Source organism: Streptomyces sp. NPDC051578, assembly GCF_044454045.1.
Taxonomy (GTDB): domain Bacteria; phylum Actinomycetota; class Actinomycetes; order Streptomycetales; family Streptomycetaceae; genus Streptomyces.
This window is the reverse complement of record NZ_JBITDH010000002.1, coordinates 338564-360134: the sequence shown is the minus strand read 5'-3', so window position 1 is coordinate 360134 and position 21571 is coordinate 338564. Positions and strand designations below refer to the sequence as shown.

Annotated in this window: 22 protein-coding genes; 8 read left to right on the top strand and 14 right to left on the bottom strand. The window is 71.7% G+C overall.

All coding sequences use genetic code 11. The annotated features are described in order from the left end of the window. Nucleotides 1-3 precede the first annotated feature (3 nt). The 5 genes from ACIA6C_RS12620 to ACIA6C_RS12600 are packed head-to-tail and all read right to left on the bottom strand — an operon-like array spanning nt 4 to nt 5140. Nucleotides 4-255 carry an acyl carrier protein gene (locus tag ACIA6C_RS12620; RefSeq protein ID WP_329192653.1) on the bottom strand — a complete coding sequence of 84 codons (252 nt, stop codon included), beginning with the start codon at nt 253-255 and terminating at the stop codon, nt 4-6. Then, on the bottom strand, nt 252-1781 hold the full coding sequence (locus ACIA6C_RS12615) for an AMP-binding protein (RefSeq protein ID WP_399275044.1): 1530 nt from the start codon (nt 1779-1781) through the stop codon (nt 252-254). Before ACIA6C_RS12615 ends, ACIA6C_RS12620 begins: the two co-directional genes overlap by 4 nt. After that, entirely contained in the window at nt 1774-2625 is an 852-nt protein-coding gene (locus tag ACIA6C_RS12610; RefSeq protein ID WP_399275042.1) for a MaoC/PaaZ C-terminal domain-containing protein, read from the bottom strand. Before ACIA6C_RS12610 ends, ACIA6C_RS12615 begins: the two co-directional genes overlap by 8 nt. Then, nucleotides 2622-3875 carry a beta-ketoacyl-[acyl-carrier-protein] synthase family protein gene (locus tag ACIA6C_RS12605; RefSeq protein WP_399275040.1) on the bottom strand — a complete coding sequence of 418 codons (1254 nt, stop codon included), beginning with the start codon at nt 3873-3875 and terminating at the stop codon, nt 2622-2624. Before ACIA6C_RS12605 ends, ACIA6C_RS12610 begins: the two co-directional genes overlap by 4 nt. Nucleotides 3876-3928: 53 nt before the next feature. Continuing rightward, on the bottom strand, nt 3929-5140 hold the full coding sequence (locus ACIA6C_RS12600) for an aminotransferase class I/II-fold pyridoxal phosphate-dependent enzyme (protein WP_366082575.1): 1212 nt from the start codon (nt 5138-5140) through the stop codon (nt 3929-3931). Nucleotides 5141-5406: 266 nt separating this feature from the next. Between ACIA6C_RS12600 and ACIA6C_RS12595 the strand changes: the two genes are divergently transcribed. Then, nucleotides 5407-6336 carry a BTAD domain-containing putative transcriptional regulator gene (locus tag ACIA6C_RS12595; RefSeq protein WP_399275038.1) on the top strand — a complete coding sequence of 310 codons (930 nt, stop codon included), beginning with the start codon at nt 5407-5409 and terminating at the stop codon, nt 6334-6336. A gap of 148 nt (nt 6337-6484) precedes the next feature. Here the strand turns inward: ACIA6C_RS12595 and ACIA6C_RS12590 are convergent, their stop codons facing one another. Genes ACIA6C_RS12590 through ACIA6C_RS12580 form a run of 3 tightly spaced genes read right to left on the bottom strand, consistent with a single transcriptional unit; the run spans nt 6485 to nt 8486 of the window. Then, the gene (locus ACIA6C_RS12590) at nt 6485-7237 is read right to left on the bottom strand and encodes an SDR family NAD(P)-dependent oxidoreductase (protein WP_361134973.1); all 753 of its coding nucleotides are present in this window, start codon (nt 7235-7237) and stop codon (nt 6485-6487) included. Then, entirely contained in the window at nt 7234-8220 is a 987-nt protein-coding gene (locus ACIA6C_RS12585) for a ketoacyl-ACP synthase III (RefSeq protein ID WP_366083003.1), read from the bottom strand. Before ACIA6C_RS12585 ends, ACIA6C_RS12590 begins: the two co-directional genes overlap by 4 nt. Before the next feature lie 11 nt (nt 8221-8231). Next, a complete protein-coding gene (locus ACIA6C_RS12580; RefSeq protein WP_190183911.1) occupies nt 8232-8486 on the bottom strand; it encodes a hypothetical protein in 255 nt (84 codons plus the stop codon). A 279-nt stretch (nt 8487-8765) separates the two neighbouring features. Here ACIA6C_RS12580 and ACIA6C_RS12575 point away from each other — a divergent pair, with 279 nt between their 5' ends. Genes ACIA6C_RS12575 through ACIA6C_RS12550 form a run of 6 tightly spaced genes read left to right on the top strand, consistent with a single transcriptional unit; the run spans nt 8766 to nt 14840 of the window. Next, complete coding sequence (locus tag ACIA6C_RS12575; RefSeq protein WP_361134967.1) at nt 8766-9662, top strand: class I SAM-dependent methyltransferase; 897 nt, start codon at nt 8766-8768, stop codon at nt 9660-9662. A gap of 9 nt (nt 9663-9671) precedes the next feature. Beyond that, on the top strand, nt 9672-11237 hold the full coding sequence (locus ACIA6C_RS12570; protein WP_361134964.1) for an NAD(P)/FAD-dependent oxidoreductase: 1566 nt from the start codon (nt 9672-9674) through the stop codon (nt 11235-11237). A 37-nt stretch (nt 11238-11274) separates the two neighbouring features. Beyond that, nucleotides 11275-12801 carry an FAD-binding protein gene (locus ACIA6C_RS12565; RefSeq protein WP_399275034.1) on the top strand — a complete coding sequence of 509 codons (1527 nt, stop codon included), beginning with the start codon at nt 11275-11277 and terminating at the stop codon, nt 12799-12801. 59 nt (nt 12802-12860) lie between these two features. Further along, entirely contained in the window at nt 12861-13346 is a 486-nt protein-coding gene (locus ACIA6C_RS12560; RefSeq protein ID WP_399275032.1) for an SRPBCC family protein, read from the top strand. Continuing rightward, the gene (locus ACIA6C_RS12555) at nt 13343-14179 is read left to right on the top strand and encodes an alpha/beta fold hydrolase (RefSeq protein WP_399275030.1); all 837 of its coding nucleotides are present in this window, start codon (nt 13343-13345) and stop codon (nt 14177-14179) included. Before ACIA6C_RS12560 ends, ACIA6C_RS12555 begins: the two co-directional genes overlap by 4 nt. 10 nt (nt 14180-14189) lie before the next feature. After that, entirely contained in the window at nt 14190-14840 is a 651-nt protein-coding gene (locus ACIA6C_RS12550; RefSeq protein ID WP_399275028.1) for a 4'-phosphopantetheinyl transferase, read from the top strand. A 3-nt stretch (nt 14841-14843) separates the two neighbouring features. Here the strand turns inward: ACIA6C_RS12550 and ACIA6C_RS12545 are convergent, their stop codons facing one another. The 6 genes from ACIA6C_RS12545 to ACIA6C_RS12520 form a co-directional block, all read right to left on the bottom strand. Further along, on the bottom strand, nt 14844-15851 hold the full coding sequence (locus ACIA6C_RS12545) for an AraC family transcriptional regulator (protein WP_399275026.1): 1008 nt from the start codon (nt 15849-15851) through the stop codon (nt 14844-14846). A 170-nt stretch (nt 15852-16021) separates the two neighbouring features. Next, complete coding sequence (locus tag ACIA6C_RS12540; protein ID WP_399275024.1) at nt 16022-16528, bottom strand: DUF1772 domain-containing protein; 507 nt, start codon at nt 16526-16528, stop codon at nt 16022-16024. After that, nucleotides 16525-17163: a hemerythrin domain-containing protein gene (locus tag ACIA6C_RS12535; RefSeq protein ID WP_361134943.1), complete on the bottom strand. Its 639-nt coding sequence runs from the start codon at nt 17161-17163 to the stop codon at nt 16525-16527. The genes ACIA6C_RS12540 and ACIA6C_RS12535 overlap by 4 nt, the downstream gene beginning before the upstream one ends. Nucleotides 17164-17280: 117 nt before the next feature. Next, nucleotides 17281-18108 carry an NAD(P)H-binding protein gene (locus ACIA6C_RS12530; RefSeq protein ID WP_399275022.1) on the bottom strand — a complete coding sequence of 276 codons (828 nt, stop codon included), beginning with the start codon at nt 18106-18108 and terminating at the stop codon, nt 17281-17283. A gap of 163 nt (nt 18109-18271) precedes the next feature. After that, on the bottom strand, nt 18272-19087 hold the full coding sequence (locus ACIA6C_RS12525) for an SDR family NAD(P)-dependent oxidoreductase (protein ID WP_366081525.1): 816 nt from the start codon (nt 19085-19087) through the stop codon (nt 18272-18274). 102 nt (nt 19088-19189) lie between these two features. Further along, nucleotides 19190-19747: a hypothetical protein gene (locus ACIA6C_RS12520; protein ID WP_399275019.1), complete on the bottom strand. Its 558-nt coding sequence runs from the start codon at nt 19745-19747 to the stop codon at nt 19190-19192. Between the two features lie 370 nt (nt 19748-20117). Between ACIA6C_RS12520 and ACIA6C_RS12515 the strand changes: the two genes are divergently transcribed. Continuing rightward, nucleotides 20118-21542: a hypothetical protein gene (locus tag ACIA6C_RS12515; protein WP_399275017.1), complete on the top strand. Its 1425-nt coding sequence runs from the start codon at nt 20118-20120 to the stop codon at nt 21540-21542. The last annotated feature ends 29 nt before the right edge of the window (nt 21543-21571 follow it).

Here is a 21571-nt window from a genome sequence, read left to right as displayed (position 1 = left end):
CGGTCAGGCCGCGGCGCGGGCGTGGGTGATGAAGTGGTCGATGGCCTCGACGCTGCGGAAGTTCTCGGGGTCGAGGTCGGCGTCCCCGACGGCGAGTTCGAAGCGGTCCTCGACCCAGGCGATGAGCTTGAGGACGCCGAGGCTGTCGATGACCCCGTCGTTGAGGAGGTCGTGGTCGGCGGCGAGTTCGGCGGGGGCGGTACCGGGGAGGAACTCGCTGATGACGAAGTTCTTGATGGTGTCGATGTTGCTCATGATCTGGATCCTTCGGAAGGAGACGTGGTGGTGAGGGCGGTGAGCGGGGTGATCCGGTCGAGCGCCTTGCGGTCGACCTTCCCCGTCGCCGTTTTGGGCAGCGGCTCGTCGGTGAGCGTGAGCTGGGTGGGTACGGCGCCCCTGGGCAGGTTGCGGGCGCAGTGCCCGCGCAGTTCCAGGACGGTCAGAGTGGAGCCGGGGGCCCGCCGCGCGGCGGCGACGAGCTTCTTGCCCGCGATCGGGTCGGGCCTGGCCGCGACGCCCGCCTCCAGGACCCCGGGGTGCTCCTGGAGGACCCGTTCGACCTCGGCGGTGTTGACGGCGACGCCGCGCACCTTGACCTGGAAGTCGGTGCGGCCGGTCAGGCGCAGGGTGCCGTCGGCGTCGCGGCGTACGAGGTCGCCGCTGCGGAACCAGCGGCGCTCGTCCAGGCCGAGCGGGTGGCCGGTGAACTTGTCGGCGTGCCGGGACCGGTCGAGGTAGCCGCGGGTCTGGAAGGGCGTGTGCACGAACAGCTCGCCGGTGCCGGCTCCTTCGACGACGGTGCCGGCATCGGGGTCGACGAGCAGGGCGTGCACGCCGGGCAGCGGGCGGCCGATCGGCGCCGGGGGCGGCGCCGCCGGGTCGACCTCGTGGACGAAGCTGTCGTTGGTCTCCGTACAGCCGTAGATGTTGTGGATGCGGGCCCCGGGGAAGAGTGCGGGCAGCGCGGCGTACGTGCGGTCGGGCAGGGCGTCGCCGGTGAACATCACGTGGTCGACACCGGGAAAGGTGGCGCCCTCCTTGGCGGCCGCGTCCTGGAGCAGGCCGAGCGCCATGGGGACGGCCTGGACCACGTGGACGTCGTGCCGGACGATCAGGTCGAGCAGGTGGCCGCCGTGGGTCGCGCGGGCGGGATCCACCAGGACGACCCGGCCGCCGCGCGCGAGGGTGGTCCACACGTCCAGCAGGCAGAGGTCGAAGTTGAGGGGCGCGTAGTTGAGGACGGTCCGGCCGGGGCCGATGCCGAACGCGGGGCCGGCCCACGCTCCGAAGCGGTCCAGTGCCTCGCGCCCGAGCGGGACGATCTTCGGGAGGCTGGTGGATCCGGAGGTGGTCAGCATCAGCGCCACCTCCGCCGCCTCCTCGGGCGGCAGTGCCCTGGCCTCGGTCAGCGGGTTGGGCGCGACGCGGGCGCCGGCGCCGCCGGGGGCGAGTACGTGGGCGCAGCCGGCCTGGGCGAAGAGGTCCGCGAGCAGGCTGTCGGCGAGGGCCGGGGAGGGCAGCAGAACGGGTCGCCGGCTCAGCAGGCAGGCCAGTACGAGGGCCACCGCAGCCGGGGACTTGTCGGCGAGGACACCGACCGGCTCGCCGGGGGCCAGGGGCAGCCCGGCGAGGCGCTCCTGTTCCCGTCCGGCGAGTTCGTACAGCTCGCGATAGCCGGTCGCCTCACCGTTGAAGAGCAGGGCGGTGGCCTCGGGCCGCTCGCGCACCTGCCGGAGGAAGCCGTCGGTCAGCGCCTCCGGGACGTGGGTTCTCTCAGGCATCGGCTCCCCCTTGCGCGAACTCGATCCAGCCGCCCTTGACGGCGGCGCCCGCCGGCGTCTTGCAGGTGAAGCGGACGACGTGGGCCCGTGCGTCGGGCTGCAGGACGATCTCCAGCGGGACGCCGGGTGCCACCGGGGCCGAGAAGCGGCAGCCGAGGCCGCGAACCCGTGCCGCGTCGCCGCCCGCGAAGCGGTCCACCGCTTCCTCGACGGCGAGCGCGACGACGCTCATGCCGTGGGCGATGACGCTGTCGAAGCCGGCTTCGCGGGCCGCCGCCGCGTCCAGGTGGATGGGGTTGAGGTCACCGGAGGCACGGGCGTACGCGCTGATCCACTCGGCGGTCGGTTCGTGCGTCGCGCTCTGTGGCTCGCCCGCGCCGACCGGTGCCGGTGCGGCGGCGCCGGTGACGTCGCCGAACGGCTCCAGTGCGGTGGCTCCCACGAGCAGGGCGGAGATGACCAGTTCCGCGAACGGCTGCGGCCCGTCGTGCCCGTGCAGGCGGACCCGCAGGGCGATGCGGGCGCCGCGCGGCTCCTTGCGCACGCCGAGCACGTCGAGCCGTACGGTGACCTGCTCGCCCGCGCGGACCGGCCGCCGCAGGCGGATGTCCTGGCCGAGGTGGACCACGGAGACCGGACCCGCTTCGCCGGCCGTCAGGGCAGTGACGGTCTCCTCGGCGACGGTGTGCGCGAGCACGAAGGCGTGGACGGGCGAGGCCCGGCCGGGTTCCGCGGGCGCGAGAGCGAGCCGGGCGGCGCGGCGGTAGGCGGTGATCGAGGCCTCGTCGGCCGTCAGGCTGCGCACGGGCGAGGGCCGGGGCGGTGAAGTTTGTGCGGAGGTCATGCCGGCACCACCACGACGGAGGAGTTGTGGCCGCCGAACCCGAAGGAGTTGGTGAGCGCGGGTCCCGGCCGCACGGCGCGGGGTGCGCCGTGGACCACATCGATGTCCATTCCTGGCTCCAGCTCTTCGTGGTTGGCGGTGGGCGGCACCTCGCAGCGCCGCATGGCTTGCACGGTGGCGATGAGTTCGACGGCTCCGGCGGCGCCGATGAGGTGCCCGATGACGGATTTGGGGGCGGTGACCGGCGGCTGCGCGGTGCCGAACACCTTGGTGAGGGCGGCGGCCTCGGAACGGTCGTTGTGGGGCGTGGAGGTGCCGTGCGCGTTGACGTGGACGATGTCGCCGGGATCCAGGTCCGCGTCGGCGATCGCCGAGGCCATGGCCGCCGCGGCGCCCGCCCCGTCGGGGAGCGGCATCGCGAGGTGGTGGGCGTCGGCGGTGGCCGCGTATCCGGCGACGAGCCCGTACGTCTTCGCGCCGCGCGCCTTGGCGTCGTCGAGGCGTTCCAGGACGACGAAGCCGGCGCCCTCCCCCATCACGAACCCGTCCCGGTCCTTGTCGAAGGGCCGGGAGGCCCTTTCGGGCGAGTCGTTGCGCAGCGAGACGGCGTTGAGGTTGCCGAAGCCGGCCAGGGTGACGGGGGTGAGGGTGTGCTCGCAGCCCCCGGCGATGACGAGGTCGGCGCGGCCCGTCTGGAGCAGCAGCAGGGCGTGGCCGATCGCGTCGGCGCCACTGGCGCAGGTGTTGGCCAGGGTGAGCGCGGGGCCCGTCCAGCCGAGCCGTATGGCGATCTGGGCGGCGGCGGCGTTGGGCATCGTCATCAGCGGCATCAGCGGGTTGACCCCGGCGGGGCCGCTCTCGCCGTAGTGCGCCGACTCCAGGTCGCTGGTGGCCCGTCCGCCCACGGCGTTGCCCACGACGATCGCGGTCCGGCCGGCTTCGGCGGTAGGCGCGCCCGCGTCGCGGTGGGCGGCGAGGGCGGCGAGGGTGCCGTAGTGGGCGAAGGGGTCCATCCGGCGGGCGTCCTTCGCGGGGACCAGCCCCGCGAGGTCGTCGAGGCCCCGGACGCGGCAGCCGATCCGTACCCGGTGCCGGCTGAGGCCGATGTGCGTCAGCTCGGCCGCGGTGGAGCGGCCGGCCCTCAGCGTGGCCCACAGGTCGTCCGGGCTGCATCCGCCGGGGGTGACCACGCCCATGCCGGTGATGGCGACCGCCGGCCGTACCGAACTGCCCCTGGACGATCCGGGCATCTGTGCTCCCCCTGGAATGTGGTGGTGGGTCGAGGTGGCTCGCCGGAGGGCGCTCAGATGATCCGGCACTCGCGGGCGGAGGTGATGAACGCGTCGGCGGCGAAGTCGATGTCGGCCGTCGTGTGGGCGGCGGTGATGGCGATCCGCAGCCGGGCCAGGTCGTTGGGGACGGCCGGGGTGACGACGGGCAGACCGATGACGCCGTTCTTGCGGCAGACGGTCGCGTAGTCGTAGGCGGCGGTGTCCGAGCCGGCGATGATCGGGACCACGGCGGTCTCGCTGTCGGCCGTGCTCATACCCGCCGCGTGCAGCAGGCCGCGGAAGCGTTCGGCTTCGCGCTGTACGAACTCGACGCGTTCGGGCTCCCGCTGGAGGATGCGCAGGGCCTCCAGCGCGGCGGCGGCCTGGGCCGGGCCGAGGGCCGCGGAGAAGAGGAAGGGCCGGGCCGCGTACTTGAGGTGGTGGATCAGGTCGGCGGAGCCGGCGACCCAGCCGCCCATGGAGGGGATGGCCTTGGAGAGGGTGCCGAGTTTGACGTCGACCTTCACCTCGTAGTCGAAGTGCTCCTCGATGCCCTTGCCGGTGGCGCCGATGACTCCGAGGGCGTGGGCCTCGTCGACCATCAGCAGCGCGTTGTGGGCGTCGCAGACCTTGCGCAGGTCCACGAGGGGGGCGATGTCGCCGTCCATGGAGTAGACGCTGTCGACGATGACCAGGCGCACCCCGGTGTCGGGGGCGGCGGCCAGGCGGCGCTCCAGGTGGCCGGGGTCGTTGTGGCGGAACCGGGTGACCGTGGCGCCGGAGAGCTTGCAGCCGTCGACGATGCTGGCGTGGTCGTACTTGTCGATGAAGACGGTGTCGCCCGGTCCCACGAGGGCGCCCACGGTGCCCACGTTCGCCGCGTAGCCGGAGCCGAAGACCAGGGCGCGTTCACGCCCGGCGAACCGGGCGACCTCGGCTTCCAGGTCCTCGTGCAGCGGGGTCGAGCCGGCCAGGGCGCGTACCCCGTGGTTGCCGGTACCGTAGAGGTCCAGGGCGGCCTTGGCCGCCGCGACGACGCGCTCGTCCCCGGCGAGGCCGAGGTAGCTGTAGCCGGACATCATCAGCAGCCGCTGGCCGTCCTGGTCGGCGTACGCGGAGTCCCGCTCGACGGTGTAGGCGACGAAGCTGTTCTTGCGGACGGGCTCGTACTCCAAGGACCGGACGCGGTCGCGGAAGTAGGCCAGCTTCGGCTCCAGACGGGCCCAGGCTTCGGTTGCGTTCACGTTCATCTCCTCGTCGTGATCGCCCGGCGGACACGGAACTCCATCGGCGCCCTGCCGTCGTTCCGGACGAGCTCTAGTGGAATTCGATTAACTCCTGCGAGGCGCAAGAGCGACGCAACAGCGGGACGCGAAAAGGGCGAAAGCGAATCCCGACTCCGTGCGTTCCCCATTTGTAGTTGACATGCGGAGAAGTGGCGCGTGTATGTTCGCAGCGCACAAGACCAGGGGGACACGGCCGGTATCCCGGCAGTTTCGGAGGGTACACAGTGCTGATCAGACTCGTAGGACTTGTCACGATCGAGCCGTCGGGAGCGCCCTCGCGGCATCTCTCCGGCGCACAGGCACAGGTGGCGTTCGCTCGGCTGGTCATCGAGCGGGCGGGTGGTACGGAGCGGGACCAGCTGGCGGAAACCGTGTGGCCGGAGGGGTTGCCCGACACCTGGGCCTCCGCGCTGCGCAGTGTCGTCAGCCGGGTGCGGACGTTCGTGACGATGCCTCAGGACGAGCCTGGTGACGCGGCGTTGGTGGCGCAGGGCGGGCGGTACGTGCTGCGCGTACCCAAGGACGCGGCGGTGGACGTGGAATGCGCCGAGCTCGCGGTGACGGAGGCGACCTCCGCGTTCGCGGACGGCGCGTTCGCGGTCGCGCAGCAGCTGGCGTCGGGCGCGGTGTCGAACCTGCGCGGGTCCTTCCTGCCCTCGCACGAGGGCGAGTGGGTCAACGCGATGCGCGAGCAGCTGGAAGAACTGCGTTTGACGGCGCTGGAGTTGGCGAGCCTCTCGTCGTCCGCGCTCGGTGACGAGCACCATGCCTTGCGCTACGCGGAGGAGGCAGTGCGGCGGGCCCCGTTCCGGGAGAGCGCGTACCGCTGCCGGATGACGGCGCACAAACGGGCCGGCAACCGCGCCGAGGCGCTGCGCAGTTACCACCAGCTGCGCCGGGTGCTGGCGGAGGAGCTGGGTACGGACCCGGCGCCGGAGACGGAGGCCGCGTACCTGGAGATCCTGCGTACGCCGGAGCCCCGCGCGCCGCAGCGTCCTTCCGCCGTCCTCGACCCGTTCCTGATGGGGGTGTTCGAGGTCGGCCGGGCCCTTCCGGGTCCGCGGTGCGCCCTCGGGCGCGGTTGCGCCACCCATCGCGGGCACGGCGCAGCCCAGTCCCCCGCCACCTCGACCGCCGCATCTCCCGCCGCTTAGGCCCCTGCCGCAACGCCGTACCGCAGCCCCCCGGCGGCGGTACGGTGTTGCGGCGTGCCCGCGGGCGTGCCGGGGCAACCCGAGCGGCCCCGGCCCCTTGGGGGGCAGGGGCCGGGGCCGGTGTCCGGGATCGCGGGGCGCGCGCCCGTCAGGTGATCGAGACTCCGCTGTCGATGCTGATGACCTGGCCGGTCATGCAGTCCTGGTCCAGGAAGAGGCCGGCGCTGCGGGCGACCTCCTCGACGGTGACGAAGCGGGGGATGGGCGCCTTGCCCTCCATGCCCTCGATGACCCGATCGGGAAGGTCCTTCGTCATACCGGTGATCATGAAGCCGGGGGACAGTGCGTTGACGGTCACGCCCCGGCGGCCGCATTCGGCCGCGAGGGTGCGGGTGAAGCCGATCAGCCCCGCCTTGGACGCCGAGTACGCCGTCTGGCCCGCGGTGGCGATGATGCCCGAGGGCGAGACGATGTTGACGACCCGGCCCCACCTCTGGCGCAGCATGGCGGGGACCGCGGCCCTGGCCGTGTGGAAGGAGCCGATCAGGTTGGTCTGGATGACCTGCGCCCAGTCCGCGGGGTTCTGCATCGCCATCAGGCTGTCCTTGCGGATGGCCCCGTTGTTGACGAGGACGTCCACCGGTCCCAGCGCCTCGGTGATGTCGGCGTAGATCCCCTGGACCGTCTCCCAGGAGCCGACGTCGCCGGTGACCAGGACGGACGGGTTGGTCAGTTTCTCCTGCACCGCCCGCGCCGCGTCCCGCGAACTGTTGTAGTGGACCGCGACCCGGCAGCCCAGCGCGTCCAGTTCCAGGGCCAGGGCCTGGCCGAGGCCGCCCGAGGCGCCGGTGACGAGCGCGACCGGTGCCTCGGGCCGTACGCCCGTGCTCTTGTTGCTCATGCCGCGGTACCGCCCCATTCCATCAGGATCGAACCCCACGTCATGCCGGCACCGAACCCGGCCAGCAGGACCTTGTCCCCGGCCTTGATGCGTCCCGCGTCGAGGGCTTCGGCGAGCGCGATCGGGATCGAACCCGATGCCGTGTTGCCGTACTTCTCCAGATTGGTGATCAGCGCTTCCGGCCGCAGTCCGGTGTGGGACACGATCGAGTTGATGATGCGGATGTTGGCCTGGTGCGGTACGACGTGGTCCACGTCGGCCGCGTCGACCTTCGCGCTCTCCAGCGTCTCGCGCACCGTACGGACGGTGTAGCGGACGGCGTTGAGGTAGATCTCGTTGCCGTTGATCTGCGCGTAGTGCAGTCCCGCCGCGACGGTCTCGGCCGTGGCCGGCATCCTGCTGCCGCCGGCCAGCACCTTCAAGGAACCGGTGCAGGATCCGTCGGCGCCCAGGTTCCAGGCCTTGACCCGGTTCTCGGGGCCGGGCTGGAGGACGACGGCCCCCGCGCCGTCGCCGACGAGGATGGACAGGTCCCGGTCGGCGGGGTTGGCGGTCAGGGTGTGGGTGTCGGAGCCGATCAGCAGGATCGGCCGCGGGTCGATCGCGATGAGCGCCATCGCGGAGACGAGCCCGTAGACGAAGCCCGCGCACTCGGAGTTCACGTCGTGGGCGCTCCCGGCGATGCCGAGTTCGTGGTGGACGAACGCGGACGTCGCCGGGGAAGGCTGCTCGGGCGTCGCCGTGGCGACGATCAGGTGGGCGATGTCGGCGCCGGTCAGGCCCGCCTTGTCCAGAGCGCGCCGGCCGGCCTCGACGGCCAGGGAGACGGTGGTCTGCCCCGGGTCAACGGCCCGCCGCTCACGGATGCCGCAGCGGCTGACGACCCAGTGCTCGTCCACGCCGAAACGCTCGGCGAGTTCCGCGCTGGTGACGATGCGCTCGGGTACGGACATGCCCCACCCGGTGATGTCGAAGCCGGTCACGTGATTCCTCGCTATGCCTGGGCCGGGACGAGATCGACGATCTTCGCGTAGACGTCGCGCAGCGTCGTCGTGTCGTCGAGGTCCGCGAAGAGCGTCTCGTCGGCCGGGATGTGGGGGTACTTGGTCTGGAAGCCGTACAGCCATTCCATGAGGTCCAGCGAGTCGACGTCCGTGATGTGCTGGAGCGGGGCGTCGGGGCTGACCTCCGCGGCGCCGGAAACGGCCTCCAGCTGGCTCGCGAGCTCTTCGATGGTGGGCAGCGACATGGGGTCGGTCCTCTCTCGACGGTGCGGCCCGGGAGCCGCGTCGTTCTTTTCGAGAGCGATGAAAGCCCCGTGGCCGCAAGGAAGACGCAAGATGCCGGGGGCGGGATACGGCCGCCGCCTTTCCTCTGCCTTTTCCCTCCCTTTTACCCTCCTTTTGGTACGGACCGGGTAACGGGCGGGCCCGTGTTGCGTACGCCTTGCGGGGGATCCGTTTTCCTCGGAAGGAATTCGGCACGGACGGCCAGAGCCGCCCTTCCCGCTCGCAGGAATGAGGATCAGATGACAACGGTCGCCCCCAGGACGGTGGACCCCGAGGTCGATGCGATCAGGCACCACTACGAGGTGAGCAACGACTTCTACCGGCTGCTGCTGGGCCCGACGATGATGTACTCCGGCGGCTACTGGAACGAGGGCGAGGACCTCGTCGGCGCCCTGGACGAGGCCCAGGAGCGCAAGCTCGACACGTTCGCCGACCTCGCGAACGTCCGCGCCGGCGGCGTCAAGCGCGTGCTGGACATCGGCTGCGGCTGGGGCACCATGCTGAACCGCCTCACGACCGTGCACGGCGCCGAGGAGGCGGTCGGCCTCACGCTGTCGCGTACCCAGGAAGCCTTCATCGACGCGCTGGGCAACCCGCGGATCACCACGCTGGTCAAGAGCTGGGCGGACTACGCGGTCGCCGACGACAGCGAGAAGTACGGCGCGGCGTTCTGCATCAACGCGCTGGAGCACTTCGTCTCCTCGAACCTGCCGCCCAAGGAGCGCACCAAGCGCTACCGCTTCTTCTTCCAGCAGGTCGCGAACACCCTGAACCCGGGTGCGAAGTTCGTCCTGCACACGATGACCGCCGAGGCGCTGCCGATGAACCGCGCGCTCCTCGACGACTTGAAGTTCCTCCAGCGCTCCGAGTTCGCCGGGTGCCACATCCCGCACCTGCACGAGCTCACCGCCGGCGCCGAGGGCCTCTTCGAAGTCGACGAGATCGTCAACGAGCGCGAGTCGTTCGCGATGGCGTGCCGCGCCTGGCTGGTGCTGCTCGCCGAGCGCCGGGACGAGGCCGTGGCCATGGAGGGCGAGGAGGTCGTCGCCCGCTTCGAGCGCTACCTCGACATCTTCGCGTACACGCTCGAAGACAAGTTCTTCAACAACTTCCGCGTGACCCTCACGCGCCGCTAGGAGGCCGACGTGACGAGCATTCTCGAACCGGCCAGGGACGGCGGAGCCCGTCCGACGGCCCAGGCCTCCGACGGAGGCCGCGGACCCGCCCGGCACCTGAGGGTCGCGGTCATCGGTACCGGGTTCTCGGGCCTGGGTACCGCCATCCGACTGCTGCAGTCGGGCATCGACGACTTCCTCGTGTTCGAGCGGGCCGACGAGGTCGGCGGCACGTGGCGCGACAACAGCTATCCGGGCTGTGCGTGCGACGTCATGTCCCACCTCTACTCCTTCTCCTTCGCCCAGAACCCGAACTGGAAGTCCACGTTCGGCAAGCGGGACGAGCTGTACGCGTACCTGCGCGACACGGCCGACCGCTTCGGGGTCCGCCCGCACATCCGCTTCGGGCACGAACTGCTCTCGGCCCGCTGGGACGAAGGCGAGCGGCACTGGCGGATCGAGACCTCCCAGGGGGATTACACCGCCCAGTTCCTGGTCACCGGCACCGGCTACCTCAGCGAGCCGGCCGTCCCCGACATCAAGGGCCTCGGCGACTTCGAGGGCAAGGTGTTCCACTCCTCGCGCTGGGACCACGACCACGACCTCACCGGCCGGCGCGTCGCCGTCATCGGTACGGGCGCCTCGGCGATCCAGTTCGTACCGAAGATCCAGCCCGACGTGGAGCGCCTCGACCTCTACCAGCGCACACCCCCGTGGGTCGGCCCGAAGAACGACAAGGCGACCACGGCGCTGCAGGCCAAGCTCCTGCGCTCGGTGCCCGGCTACCAGAACTTCCGGCGCAACTTCAACATGTGGGGCCGCGAGATCCTGGCCTTCGTGATGGCCCGCCCGAAGGTCGCCGGGAAGATGCAGAAGATGGCCAGCGACCACTTGAAGAAGTCGGTGCCGGACGAGGCGCTGCGCGCCAGGCTGACCCCCGACTACGTGATGGCCTGCAAGCGGCTGCTGTTCTCCAACACCTGGTACCCGGCGATCCAGCAGCCCAACGTGGACCTGGTCACCGACGGGATCGCCGAGGTCCGCGCCAAGTCGATCGTGGGCCGCGACGGGGTGGAGCGCGAGGTCGACACCATCATCCTGGGCACCGGCTTCCAGGCCACCGACCGCCCCGTCGCGCGCCGCGTCTTCGGCCGGGACGGCGTCCAGTTGCGCGAGGCCTGGCAGCGCGAGGGCATGTCGGCCCACCGCGGAACCACGATCGCCGGGTTCCCGAACCTGTTCATGCTGCTCGGTCCGAACACCACGCTGGGGCACTCCTCGCAGGTCGTGATGATCGAGGCGCAGATCAAGTACGTGGTGGACGCCCTCAAGCAGGCCGAGAAGCGCGGGCTGTCCAGCGTCGAGGTGCGCAAGGAAGCGCAGCAGGCCTACAACAAGGCGCTCGACGCGAAGCTCGACGGTTCGGTGTGGAACGCGGGCAACTGCAAGAGCTGGTACCTCGACGAGAACGGGCGCAACCCCTCGATCTGGCCGACGTACACCTGGCGCTTCCGCCGCCAGACCAAGCGCTTCGACCTGAGCGAGTACCAGCTCGCCTCACAGGTGCGCACCGCCGCCCCGGCGACGCACCAGTAGGACTCCGGCAGGCATGAGAAACGGGAGACGTACGCAGATGAGCAGCACCCCGAGAACGGCCACGGGCACGGCGGCCGCCCCTTCCCGGCGCAGAGTACTCGGCGGTATCGCGGCGACCGCCGTGGCCGTCGTGGGCTGGAACACCGTCGACCAGAGCTGGGCGACGGCTGCGGAGGCGTCCGGCGCGGCCGTCGTCCCCGTGCCGGCGCTGACCGGCACGCTGGAGACGTCGCCCTCCGTGGTCGAGGCCTTCGGCAAGGACTTCGGACACCTGTGGGACGGCGCGGGCAACAAGCCGTGGGCCGTGCTGCGGCCGGGCAACGTGGACGACATCGTCAAGATCGTGAACTACGCCCGGGCCAACGGCATCAAGGTCGCGGTCAACGGGCAGGGCGGCTCGGGCACGGACATCGAGTCGCACTCGGTGTACGGCCAGGCCCGCGTCCCGGGCGGGATATCCATCGACGCCCGCGGCATGTCGAAGATCATCTCCATCGGCGCGAACTGCGCGGTGGTCGAGGCGGGCGTCACCTGGGCCCAGCTGACCGACGCGTGCCTGCAGGTCGGCAAGACCCCGCCCGCGCTGCCCGACTACCTGTACCTGTCGATCGGCGGCACCATCAGCATCGGCGGCATCGGCGGCACGGTGGCCAAGTACGGGCTGCTGTGCGACACCGTGCGCTCCATCGACATCGTCACCGGTGAGGGGAAGCTGGTCACCGCGACGGCGACGAGCCGCCCGGAACTGTTCAACGCCGCGCTGTCGGGGGGCGGTCAGGTCGGCATCATCGTCCGCGCCGAGGTCGCGGTCGTCCCCGCGCCGAAGCGGTCGGTCATCTTCACCCTGTACTACGCGGACGTGGAGACCTACCTCCAGGACGCGGAGAAGGTGCTGGCAGACGGCCGCTTCCAGGTCCAGGCCGGCGAGATGCTGCAGAAGCCGGACGGCTCGGGCTGGCGCTACAAGATGGAGGTCGGCGCCAACTACAGCACGACGCCACCGGACCGGGCGAAGCTGCTCAGCGGCCTGCAGGACGTCCGGGCCGACGCCGTGATCGAGGATGTGACGTACCGCGAGTACATGTTCCGGCTCGACGCCTACGAGGCCTACCTCAAGGAGTCCGGCCACTGGTACGCGCCCAAGCCGTGGCTGAGCATGTTCCTCCCGGCCTCCAAGACCAAGACGTTCATGAAGCGGGTCGAACAGGAGCTGACCGCCGACTCCCTCGGGGGCGGGTTCCTGCTCTTCTCCCCGTTCCTCACCTCGCAGGTCAAGCGGCCGCTCGCGATGATGCCGGGCGAGTCCGTGGCGTACCTCTTCGACCTGCTGCGCTTCCCCAACCCGGGCGACCCGAACATCCAGGCGATGCTCGACCAGAACCGGCGCCTGTACGACCTGGCGGTGTCGATGGGCGCCAAGCGCTACCTGGTCGGCGCCGTCCCCAACATGACGCAGGCCGACTGGCGGGCCCACTTCGGCAACCGCTGGACCGGCTTCGTCAACGCGAAGAAGAAGTTCGACCCGGCGAACCTCTTCACTCCGGGCCAGGGCTTCTTCGCCTGATCCCGGATCCGCCCTACCGCGCGCAACCCGGCACGACCGTGCACCTGAGGAGGCTCGACATGACAACGTACGACCTGATCGACGAGGCGGTGATCGACGCCCCGGCGACCGCCGTCTGGGAAGCGCTCCTCTCGGAGTTCCGCGGCGCCGCCCAGTGGTGGGTCCCGGCCAACACCTTCGCCCCGGTCTCCGGTTCCCCCGACCAGGTAGGCGGCGAGGTGGGGGTGACCGTCCACACCAAGGGCGTCGGTAACGGCGGTCTCAAGCTCCGGTTCACGGCGCGTACGGTCGCCGTGGAGAGCGGCCGCCGGCTCGACGTGGAGTACGTCGACGGGGCGTTCCGCGGGCCGGCGACCTTCCGTCTGGAACCGCTGCCGGACGGCCGCACCCGGCTGTCCATGCACTTCGCGGGCAGGCCGCACGGCTGGCTGGGCGTGCTGGCCAAGGCCGTCGACCTCGGCGCGGAACACTCGAAGGCCACCTTGGCGGCGTTCGAGTCCCTGGGCCGGCGGCTGTCGTCCTCCACCGCGGGGGCCCGGCGATGACGACGGCCGCGGAAGTCACCCGGGAACTGACCGTACGGACCGACGACGGCGCGGAACTGGCCGTCACCGTACTGGCCCCGCTGGCGGGCACACCGGCCGCCGTGGACGTGGTACTCGTGCACGGGTGGGCGCACTCCCGCCGCGCCTGGGGCACCATCGCCGACCGGCTCATCCGGGCCGGTCACCGCGTGGTGCTGTACGACCAGCGGGGCCACGGCGCCTCCACCCCCGGCCGCAGTCCCGTTTCCGTCGAGCGCCTCGGCGACGACCTGGGAGCGGTGCTGGACGGGGCGGACGCCCGCGATGCCGTCGTCGTGGGCCACTCGGGCGGCGGATTCGCGGCGCTGTCCCACGCCGCGGGCGGCGCGCGGGCCGGGAGGCTGGGCGGCCTGGTGCTGCTGGGGACTGCGGCGCACGGCCAGGACACGCCGGACGGCGAGGTCAAGATGATGGGCAGCGCCGCCTTCTCCTGGGCGCTGCGCCGCCCCCCGCTGGGCCGGAAACTGCTGTCGTCCACCATGGCCAAGACCGTGGACCCGGTCCTGCTGGACGTCAACAGGCAGTTGTTCGCGGCGACGGACCCGCGGATCCGGGCGGAGTTCTTCCGCTGCACGCGCGGCTGGGACCTGCGCCCGGCGCTGGCCGGCGTCACCGTGCCGGCGGTGGTCCTGCACGGCGACGCCGACAAGGTCATCGACCCCGCGCTGGCGCGGACGCTGGCCGACACCCTGCCGGGGGCCCGGTTCGAACCGGTGCCGGGCGCGGGCCACATGCTCCCGCTGGAGCGTCCCCTGCTGGTCGTGTCCGCCGTGTCCGAACTCGCGTCCCGGTGAACGCCGGACGATGATCGAGGCACTCCTGCCGCCGGGCGTCACGTCGTCGGAAGCCTTCGACGACGAGGCGCCCGCGCCGCTCTTCCCCGCCGAGGCGGCCCTCATGGAGGGCCGCCTCGCGCGCCGTCGCCGCCAGTTCGCGACGGCCCGCGCCTGCGCCCGCCGCTGCCTGGCCGCCCTCGGCCACTCCCCCGCACCGCTGCTGCCCGGCCCGGGAGGTGCTCCGGTCTGGCCGACGGGCGTGGTCGGCAGCATCACGCACTGCGACGGCTACCGCGCGGCCGTGGCCGACCTGTCGGACCGTACCTCGGCCCTCGGCATCGACGCGGAGCCCGCGGGCCCGCTCCCGCAGGGCGTACTGGGGCTGGTCACCTCCGCCGCCGAACGCGCCCACCTGCGGGAACTCGCCGCGGCGCACCGCGGCGTCCCCTGGGACCGGCTCCTGTTCAGCGCCAAGGAGGCGGCGTACAAGGCCTGGTACCCGGCGACCGGCGTCTGGCTCGGCTTCCGCGACGCCGCCGTGGCCCTCTCCCCCGACGGCACCTTCACCTGCACGCTCGACGTCCCGGCCGCGCCGGGCGAAACCGTCGACCCGGTCTACCACGGCCGCTGGTCGGCGGGGGCGGACCTGGTCCTCACGGTGGTCGCGCGCCGCGGCTGAGGGTCAGCGCGGGCCGGGCCCGTCGAGCACGACCGTACGGGGCGGGCGCGGGCCGGGCTCCGTGGCCGGCGCGGTGATGCCCGCGCGGAACTCCTTCGGGCTGACTCCGCGCACCCGTTTGAAGGCCGCCGACAGTGCGAAAGCCCCGCTGTAGCCGACCCGGCGGGCCACGGTGGCCACCGTGGCTTCCGGTTCGCGCAAGTAGTCGGCGGCCAGGGCGATGCGCCAGCCGGTGAGGTAGGCGACCGGGGGTTCCCCCACGATGTCGGTGAAGCGGCGGGCCAGGGCCGCCCTGGACACACCCACCTTGCGCGCGAGTTCCTCGACCGTCCAGCCATGGGCCGGGTTCTCGTGCAGCAGGCGCAGCGCCGGTCCGACCACCGGGTCGCTCTGGGCCCGGTACCAGGTCGGGGCCCCGCTGCCGGGGGCCGCGAGCCAGGCACGCAGGACCCCGATCAGCAGGAGGTCCAGGAGCCGGTCCAGGACGATCTCCTGCCCGGGCTCGTCCCGGGAGATCTCCGCCGTCAGCAGGGTAATCAGGGCGTGGTCCGCGGACTCGGCCGGGCGTACCAGGATCGTGGGCAGCACGCTCAGCAGACGCCGGCCGATCTCGCTGGGCGCCTGGTAGGTGCCGCTGAGCATCACCGCCGAACCCGCGTCCTGGAGCGGATCGCCCCAGGTGCGCACGCCGAGGGCCATGGTCTCGGTGACGTCCTCGCCGCCGGCGGTGCTGCACCGCTGCTCCGGCCCGACCGTGATCTGGACCGGCGTGTCCACGGAGTCGGCGACCGTGTACGGCTGCGGACCGTGCACCACGGCCACGTCGCCCGGCCGGATCCGTACCGCGGTGCCGTGGTCCGGCACGAGCCAGGCGTCGCCGTGGACCATCGTGATGACCGACAGCGGCGCCCGGTCCTCCACGCGCAGCGACCAGGGCGGGTTGAAGACGGACTTGAGGAGGAAGGCGCCGCGCGCCTTCGGGCCTTCCAGCAGACCGGTCAGCGTGTCCATGCGGATATCCTCTCTCGTTTCCCGCCGTGCGGGAACGCGTGAAGCGCCCGCTCTCCCGCGGGGGACGGATGCGAGAGCGGGCGCCGTTCACAGGGCGCCGGAACGGTCCGGCGCCGGGACCGGGGCCGGGGGCGATGCCGACGCGGCCGGGGTGCGGCCGATGCCGGTGCCTACACGGCCGGGGTGCGGCCGTGCAGGGCCAGCGTCCGGCCCAGGGCCGCCAGGGCCGTGGCGCAGGCCAGGGTGCGGACGACGTTGCCGGCCCGCCAGCGCGTGCCGAACCCGGCGCGGGCGGCGGTGAAGTCACTTCCCGCACGGGCGAGTTGGGCATTGAGGGGGAGGTTCACCAGGGCCGTCACGACCAGCGACAGGGTGTACAGCGCGAAGGCGGTCCAGGCCCAGCGCGCAGCGTGGGGGCGCCCGCCGCGCTGCTGCTGCGCGGCGGCGACGCCCGTGGCGATGAACGCGCCCACGAACAGCAGCCCGAACAGGCCGTTGTCGATGGCGTCGTTGATGTTGCGCATCGCGGTCACGTACGTCTCGTCGTCGCCGCGCCCCAGTCCCGGGATCACCGAGATGTCGAAGGCGAAGTAGAGGCCGGCCATCAGGCCGGTGCCCACGGTCGCCGCCACCAGGGTCGCGGACTGGGCCGTCGTGCCCGTCGTCGATCGCGTCACTTCCGGATTCCCTTCAAGGTGTTCTCGTACCGCCTGCGGAGCAGGGTCGCGCCGAGCAGCCGGACCGGCGGCGGAATGGTGGCGGACACGTGCGCGACGGACTCGCGGCCCGCTCCGTCGAACATCCAGGGCTGGAGGTACAGCAGCACGCGCCTGGGGGCGCTCGCCACCACCTTGCGCTCCTCCGCGAGGTAGGCCCGCTCCCCCATCCGGTCGAAGACGGGGAACACCACACGTTCCTCGTCGCGCAGGTGGTCGTGCAGGATCTCCTGGAAGTCCCGGGCGGCCGCTACGAGCCCTTCGCCGCCGCGTGAGACGGCGGTGGTGACGGCAGCCATGGCCGTGTCCAGTTCCTCGTGGTCGTCGTGCAGTTCGCGGGCCTGGGCGTCGAAGTCCGCGTCACGGCGGCGCAGTCCGGGCCACAGCACGTCGTCCTCGCTGGTGTGGTGCCATTCGATGACCTCGCGCAGGCGCTGCCACCACTCGGCGCCGCCGCCCCGCCAGGCCGGTGCGGCGTCGCGCAGTCGTGCGGCGTCGCGGCGCATCGCCCGGTGCATCAGGGCGAATCCGTGGTAGTGCGGCGCGAGGGCGTCCAGTCCGTGTTCGCTGGAGTGGGGCGGCTGGTGCGTGGGCATCGGGGCCTCCTGCCGGTCGGTGCGGCGTTCGTACGTGCTCCGCGTCAGGGCCGGGCGCCGGGCGGGGCGGCCGCCTCGGGAGGCGGCCGTCCCGCGCGGGGCGGGTGCCCGGTGCGGTCAGACGTCCCAGACTCCGGTCGCCGCGGCCTCGCGGGCGAAGTCGGCGAAGTCCTTGGGCTTGCGGCCCAGGGCCTCCTCGACCCCGTGCACGAGATGCGCGTTGCGGCCGTCCAGGATCATGGTGAACAGGTCGGCGAACTCCTCCGGGAGACCGTTCTCGCGGAGCACCGCGCGGTACTCCTCGTTGGTGACGGAGACGTACGTGATCTGCCGGCCGGTGGCCTTGGAGAGTTCGGCGGCCACGTCGCTGTAGCTGAGCAGGCGCGGACCGGACAGTTCGTAGGTCTTGCCGATGTGCTTGTCGTCGGTCAGGGCGGCCACGACCACGTCGGCGATGTCGTCGGCGTCGACGAACGCCTCCACGGCGTCGGCGGTCGGCAGGGCGATCTCGCCCGCCAGCACCGGCTCCAGGAAGAAGCTCTCGTTGAAGTTCTGGTTGAACCAGCTGGAGCGGACGATCGTCCAGTCCGCGCCGGATGCCTTGAGGTTGTCCTCGCTGATCTGCGCGGTCTCTTCGCCACGGCCCGAGAGCAGGACCAGCCGGCGGGCTCCGTTGTCGACGGCCACCTTGGCGAACGCGCCGACCTGCTCGGCGGCACCCGGGAAGGCGAGGTCCGGGTAGTAGGTGACGTACACCCGGTCGACGCCCTCCAGCGCGGGCACCCAGGTGTCGGGCTCGTTCCAGTCGAAGGCGGGCTCGCCCGAGCGGGAACCGACCCGGACGGGGAGGCCCTGGGCGGAGAGCTTCTCGGCGACGCGGCGGCCGGTCTTGCCGGTGCCGCCGATGACGAGGGTGGTCTGGATGTTCTGGGTGGTGGAAGTCATGAGTACAGTCAAGTCCCTCGGCGCGAGACGGGACATGGCCGCGAAGCTCAGTTCCATATGCGTGCGTCTACGCGTGGTCGTGTCAGGGTGGTGGGGCCGAGGGCCCTGCGGCGCCGGCCGGGGCCTGGCGGTCGGGGCCTTGCGATCGGGGCCCGGCGTGGAGTCAGAAGCGGCCCAGGCCGCCGCAGACGTTGAGGGCCTGCGCGGTGATGGACGCCGCCACGTCAGTGGTCAAGTAGCCTACGAGACCGGCGACTTCCTCGGGAGTGGAAAAGCGGCCCAAGGGTATCTGGGCTTCGAACTGCTGCTGCACGTACTGCTCGCTCGTGTCCCACACCCGTGCGTATCCGGCGCGTACGCGCGCGGCCATGGGCGTTTCCACGTATCCCGGGCAGACCGCGTTGACGGTGATCCCGAGCGGTGCCAGTTCCTTGCCGAGGGCCTTGGTCAGGCCCACCACGGCGTGCTTGGACGCCGAGTAGGGGGCGCCGAGGAGCACCCCCTGCTTGCCCGCCGTCGAAGCGATGTTGACGATCCGGCCACGGCCGGCGGCGGCGAGGCCGCCGTTGGTCAGTGCTTCCCGGGTGACCAGGAAGACGCTGTTCAGGTTGGTGTCGATGACCTCTTCCCACAGTTCGTCGGTGAGGTCGGCGGTGGCGCCGCCGCCGCTGCGGCCGGCGTTGTTGACCAGGATCCGGACGGGTCTGTCGAAGGCCGCGACCGCTGCCGCCACGAGCCCTTTGACCTCTGCCCGGTTGCGTACGTCGGCGGCGGCCCCCTCGACCTCCATGCCTTCGGCCCGCAGGTCCTCGACCGTCTGCTTGACGGCGGTCTCCGTGCGTGCGCAGATGAACACCCGGTGGCCCCGGGCGCCCAGGTCGCGCGCGACGGCCAGGCCGATACCGCTGGTCGCCCCGGTCACCAGGGCGAGGGACCCGTCGGAGGCCTTGACGGCCCCCGGCGTCGACTGTGCCTTCATCGGGCGCCCTCCGTTGCTCGCTGATGCCCTGACGATGGCAGCGGCGACTCGGGGCGCACCGGAGACGGGATGGAGGACCGGGTGAGTCCTGCCGCAGGACGGTCAGCCGCCGTTGCGGGAGTTGCAGATCTGGTTGAAGCCCGCGTCGGCGCCCCTCTGCCATGCCTTCCAGTAGGCGTCGGAGTGCTGCTGGCCGCTCTTGTCCGGGGTGGGCGTCTCGTCACAGCTCTTCTGACCCGCCGAACGGCCCGCCCGGTAGCCGTCGCCGTAACCCCGCCTGTCGTCCCTCGGGTTGTGGCCGGTCGTGGTCCCGGTGGAGTCGTCGGACTTGACGACCTGGCAGTTGACGAAGGTGAAGTTCTGGTCTTCGTTGACGGCGAGGACGGTGTAGTCGACGTTCTTCTGGAAGCGCGTGACCTGGAAGTTGCCGTTCGCGTCGATGCTCAGCGGCACGGTGCTCTCGCCGTCGTTGAGGTTGCGCGGCGCCGTGAACCCCTCGCCCCTGATGGTGACGGAGGTGCCGTTCGCGTTCGGGGTGACCGTACAGCTCGCGGTGGGCACGGCGGCGCCGGCCGACGGGGCCAGGGCGGCCGCGCCGGACAGCGCGAAGGACGACGCGAGCAGCGCGGTGATCACACTGCGTCGGGTGTGTCGGTGCATGGTGGTACTCCCCTTCCGGAAAAAAGAGACGATGCGGGAGCGGGGAGGGGCGGTCCCGCGTGGCCCGCGGGCTCCGCCCTTTCCATCGTCCCTCCGGCCCCGCGGGGTGTCGACCGGGCCACTGTCAACACCGGTGTCGCGCGTTCATCCCTCCGGGGCGGCCGAGTTCCTTCGCCGGGGGCGGGCGCCGCGGCCGCGTGCGACCGGGTCCGTCCGGCACGCCCTGGTCGCGCGGGGTGCCGGGACGGCGCGGGGGCCGCGTCCGGGCGATCGCTTTCGGTGCCACCATGCCTGCGCGAACAGCGGGCGAGGCGGCGCGGCCGTCGCGCAGGGACGCAGCCGTCGCACAGGGACGTAAGGGAGCACAGCGGTGACTCAGGTGGTCGACGGGACGACTCGGCACGTCCCCGCACAGCAGGGGCCGGGGGGCGCCGGGACGAGCGCCCCGGAGCGGACCGACGCGGAACTGCTCATCGCGGCGTCGATCCTGCTGGCGGACGCCGCGCTCACGGCCAAGCAGGCCGGCGCGGAACTGACGGGAGCGCTCTCCAGCGGGCGTTTCGTGCTGGACGCGCTGCGCCGCCCCGGCTGGGCACTGGGTACGGCGGTCTCCTGCGTGAAGGCGCTGACCAGCCCGGCGGGGCTCGGTTTCGGGGCGAACGGGGGCCTCCTCGGTGAACTCGCGCGGATGGCGGGGAGCGTGACGTACCGCCGTCCCGCGAAGGTGGCCATGGCGGTGGACGCCTTCGCGATGCGCATCCGCGCCGTGGCGGTCGAGCACCCGAACCTGGACTCGCCCCTGGCCAGGCGGCTGACGGACGCGATGGTCGGCGGGAACCGGCTGGAGGCGCTGCGGGCGATGTACGCGCTGGTCGAGCGGCTCGGCGTGACCCGCGCGCTGACCACGGTGTCCCCCGTCATCATGGAGCTGCTGGCCCTGTCGGGGCTGCTCGACGAGAACCCCGTCAACGACGAGTTCTCGTGGGTGACGCTCGCCGGCGGCGTGCCCACCACCGATCCCTTCCTGGGGCTGCCGAGTGCACTCCTGGGCTACCTCAACCCGGGACCCGGGCGGGCGGAGCGGGCGGACGCGGACTCCATCCTGGAGAAGGTGCTGGGCACGTCCCGCAACGACATCGTCAGCTACGTCAACGACATCGGCGCCCTGGGCAACCACGGGCTGGTCCTGCTGCGCCGCGTGGCCTGCGCCGACGGGCAGCAGCGGTACGTCCTCCTGCTGCCGGGGACCAGCTTCGGCCTGCTGAGCAACAGCACCCCGCAGGACCTCGTCGGCGCCTTCGACGGACTGCTGCGCACCGACACGACCTACACCCGGGCCGTGAAGCAGCTGGTGCTGCGCTCGGGACTGCCCGCCGGATCGGAACTCATGATCGTCGGGCACAGTCTGGGCGGGCTGACCGCGATGAACCTCGCGATGGACGTGGACGTGGCGTCGGCCTACCGCATCACGCACGTGATCACGGTGGGTTCCCCGATCGACGGCAAGCGGCCCGCCGACCACACCACCCAGGTGATCAGCCTCGTCAACAAGCACGACGTGATCCCCATGCTGGACGGGCGCGGCCCGGCCTCGCCCAACGACGTCCCCGACAGCTGGGTCGAGCTGTCCTGGCTCGACGAGTCGTACGACTACCCGCTGTCGCACGCCCCGCAGGCGTACTCGGACACCCTGCGCGGGGAGTTGACCACCTACCGGGACCAGGTCAACAAGCTGATCACGGCCTACGACGGCGAAGTCGTCGGGAACCAGCCCTACATGCTCCGTGACAAGTGACCACGACGACCGCAGCGACCACGAGGGAG

What these genes read in the sequence shown, in the direction of transcription:
- ACIA6C_RS12620 (WP_329192653.1), bottom strand. Translation starts at nt 255, where the DNA reads ATGAGCAACATCGACACCATCAAGAACTTCGTCATCAGCGAGTTCCTC.
- ACIA6C_RS12615 (WP_399275044.1), bottom strand. Translation starts at nt 1,781, where the DNA reads ATGCCTGAGAGAACCCACGTCCCGGAGGCGCTGACCGACGGCTTCCTC.
- ACIA6C_RS12610 (WP_399275042.1), bottom strand. Translation starts at nt 2,625, where the DNA reads ATGACCTCCGCACAAACTTCACCGCCCCGGCCCTCGCCCGTGCGCAGC.
- ACIA6C_RS12605 (WP_399275040.1), bottom strand. Translation starts at nt 3,875, where the DNA reads ATGCCCGGATCGTCCAGGGGCAGTTCGGTACGGCCGGCGGTCGCCATC.
- ACIA6C_RS12590 (WP_361134973.1), bottom strand. Translation starts at nt 7,237, where the DNA reads ATGAGCAACAAGAGCACGGGCGTACGGCCCGAGGCACCGGTCGCGCTC.
- ACIA6C_RS12580 (WP_190183911.1), bottom strand. Translation starts at nt 8,486, where the DNA reads ATGTCGCTGCCCACCATCGAAGAGCTCGCGAGCCAGCTGGAGGCCGTT.
- ACIA6C_RS12575 (WP_361134967.1), top strand. Translation starts at nt 8,766, where the DNA reads ATGACAACGGTCGCCCCCAGGACGGTGGACCCCGAGGTCGATGCGATC.
- ACIA6C_RS12565 (WP_399275034.1), top strand. Translation starts at nt 11,275, where the DNA reads ATGAGCAGCACCCCGAGAACGGCCACGGGCACGGCGGCCGCCCCTTCC.
- ACIA6C_RS12560 (WP_399275032.1), top strand. Translation starts at nt 12,861, where the DNA reads ATGACAACGTACGACCTGATCGACGAGGCGGTGATCGACGCCCCGGCG.
- ACIA6C_RS12555 (WP_399275030.1), top strand. Translation starts at nt 13,343, where the DNA reads ATGACGACGGCCGCGGAAGTCACCCGGGAACTGACCGTACGGACCGAC.
- ACIA6C_RS12550 (WP_399275028.1), top strand. Translation starts at nt 14,190, where the DNA reads ATGATCGAGGCACTCCTGCCGCCGGGCGTCACGTCGTCGGAAGCCTTC.
- ACIA6C_RS12545 (WP_399275026.1), bottom strand. Translation starts at nt 15,851, where the DNA reads ATGGACACGCTGACCGGTCTGCTGGAAGGCCCGAAGGCGCGCGGCGCC.
- ACIA6C_RS12535 (WP_361134943.1), bottom strand. Translation starts at nt 17,163, where the DNA reads ATGCCCACGCACCAGCCGCCCCACTCCAGCGAACACGGACTGGACGCC.
- ACIA6C_RS12530 (WP_399275022.1), bottom strand. Translation starts at nt 18,108, where the DNA reads ATGACTTCCACCACCCAGAACATCCAGACCACCCTCGTCATCGGCGGC.
- ACIA6C_RS12525 (WP_366081525.1), bottom strand. Translation starts at nt 19,087, where the DNA reads ATGAAGGCACAGTCGACGCCGGGGGCCGTCAAGGCCTCCGACGGGTCC.
- ACIA6C_RS12520 (WP_399275019.1), bottom strand. Translation starts at nt 19,747, where the DNA reads ATGCACCGACACACCCGACGCAGTGTGATCACCGCGCTGCTCGCGTCG.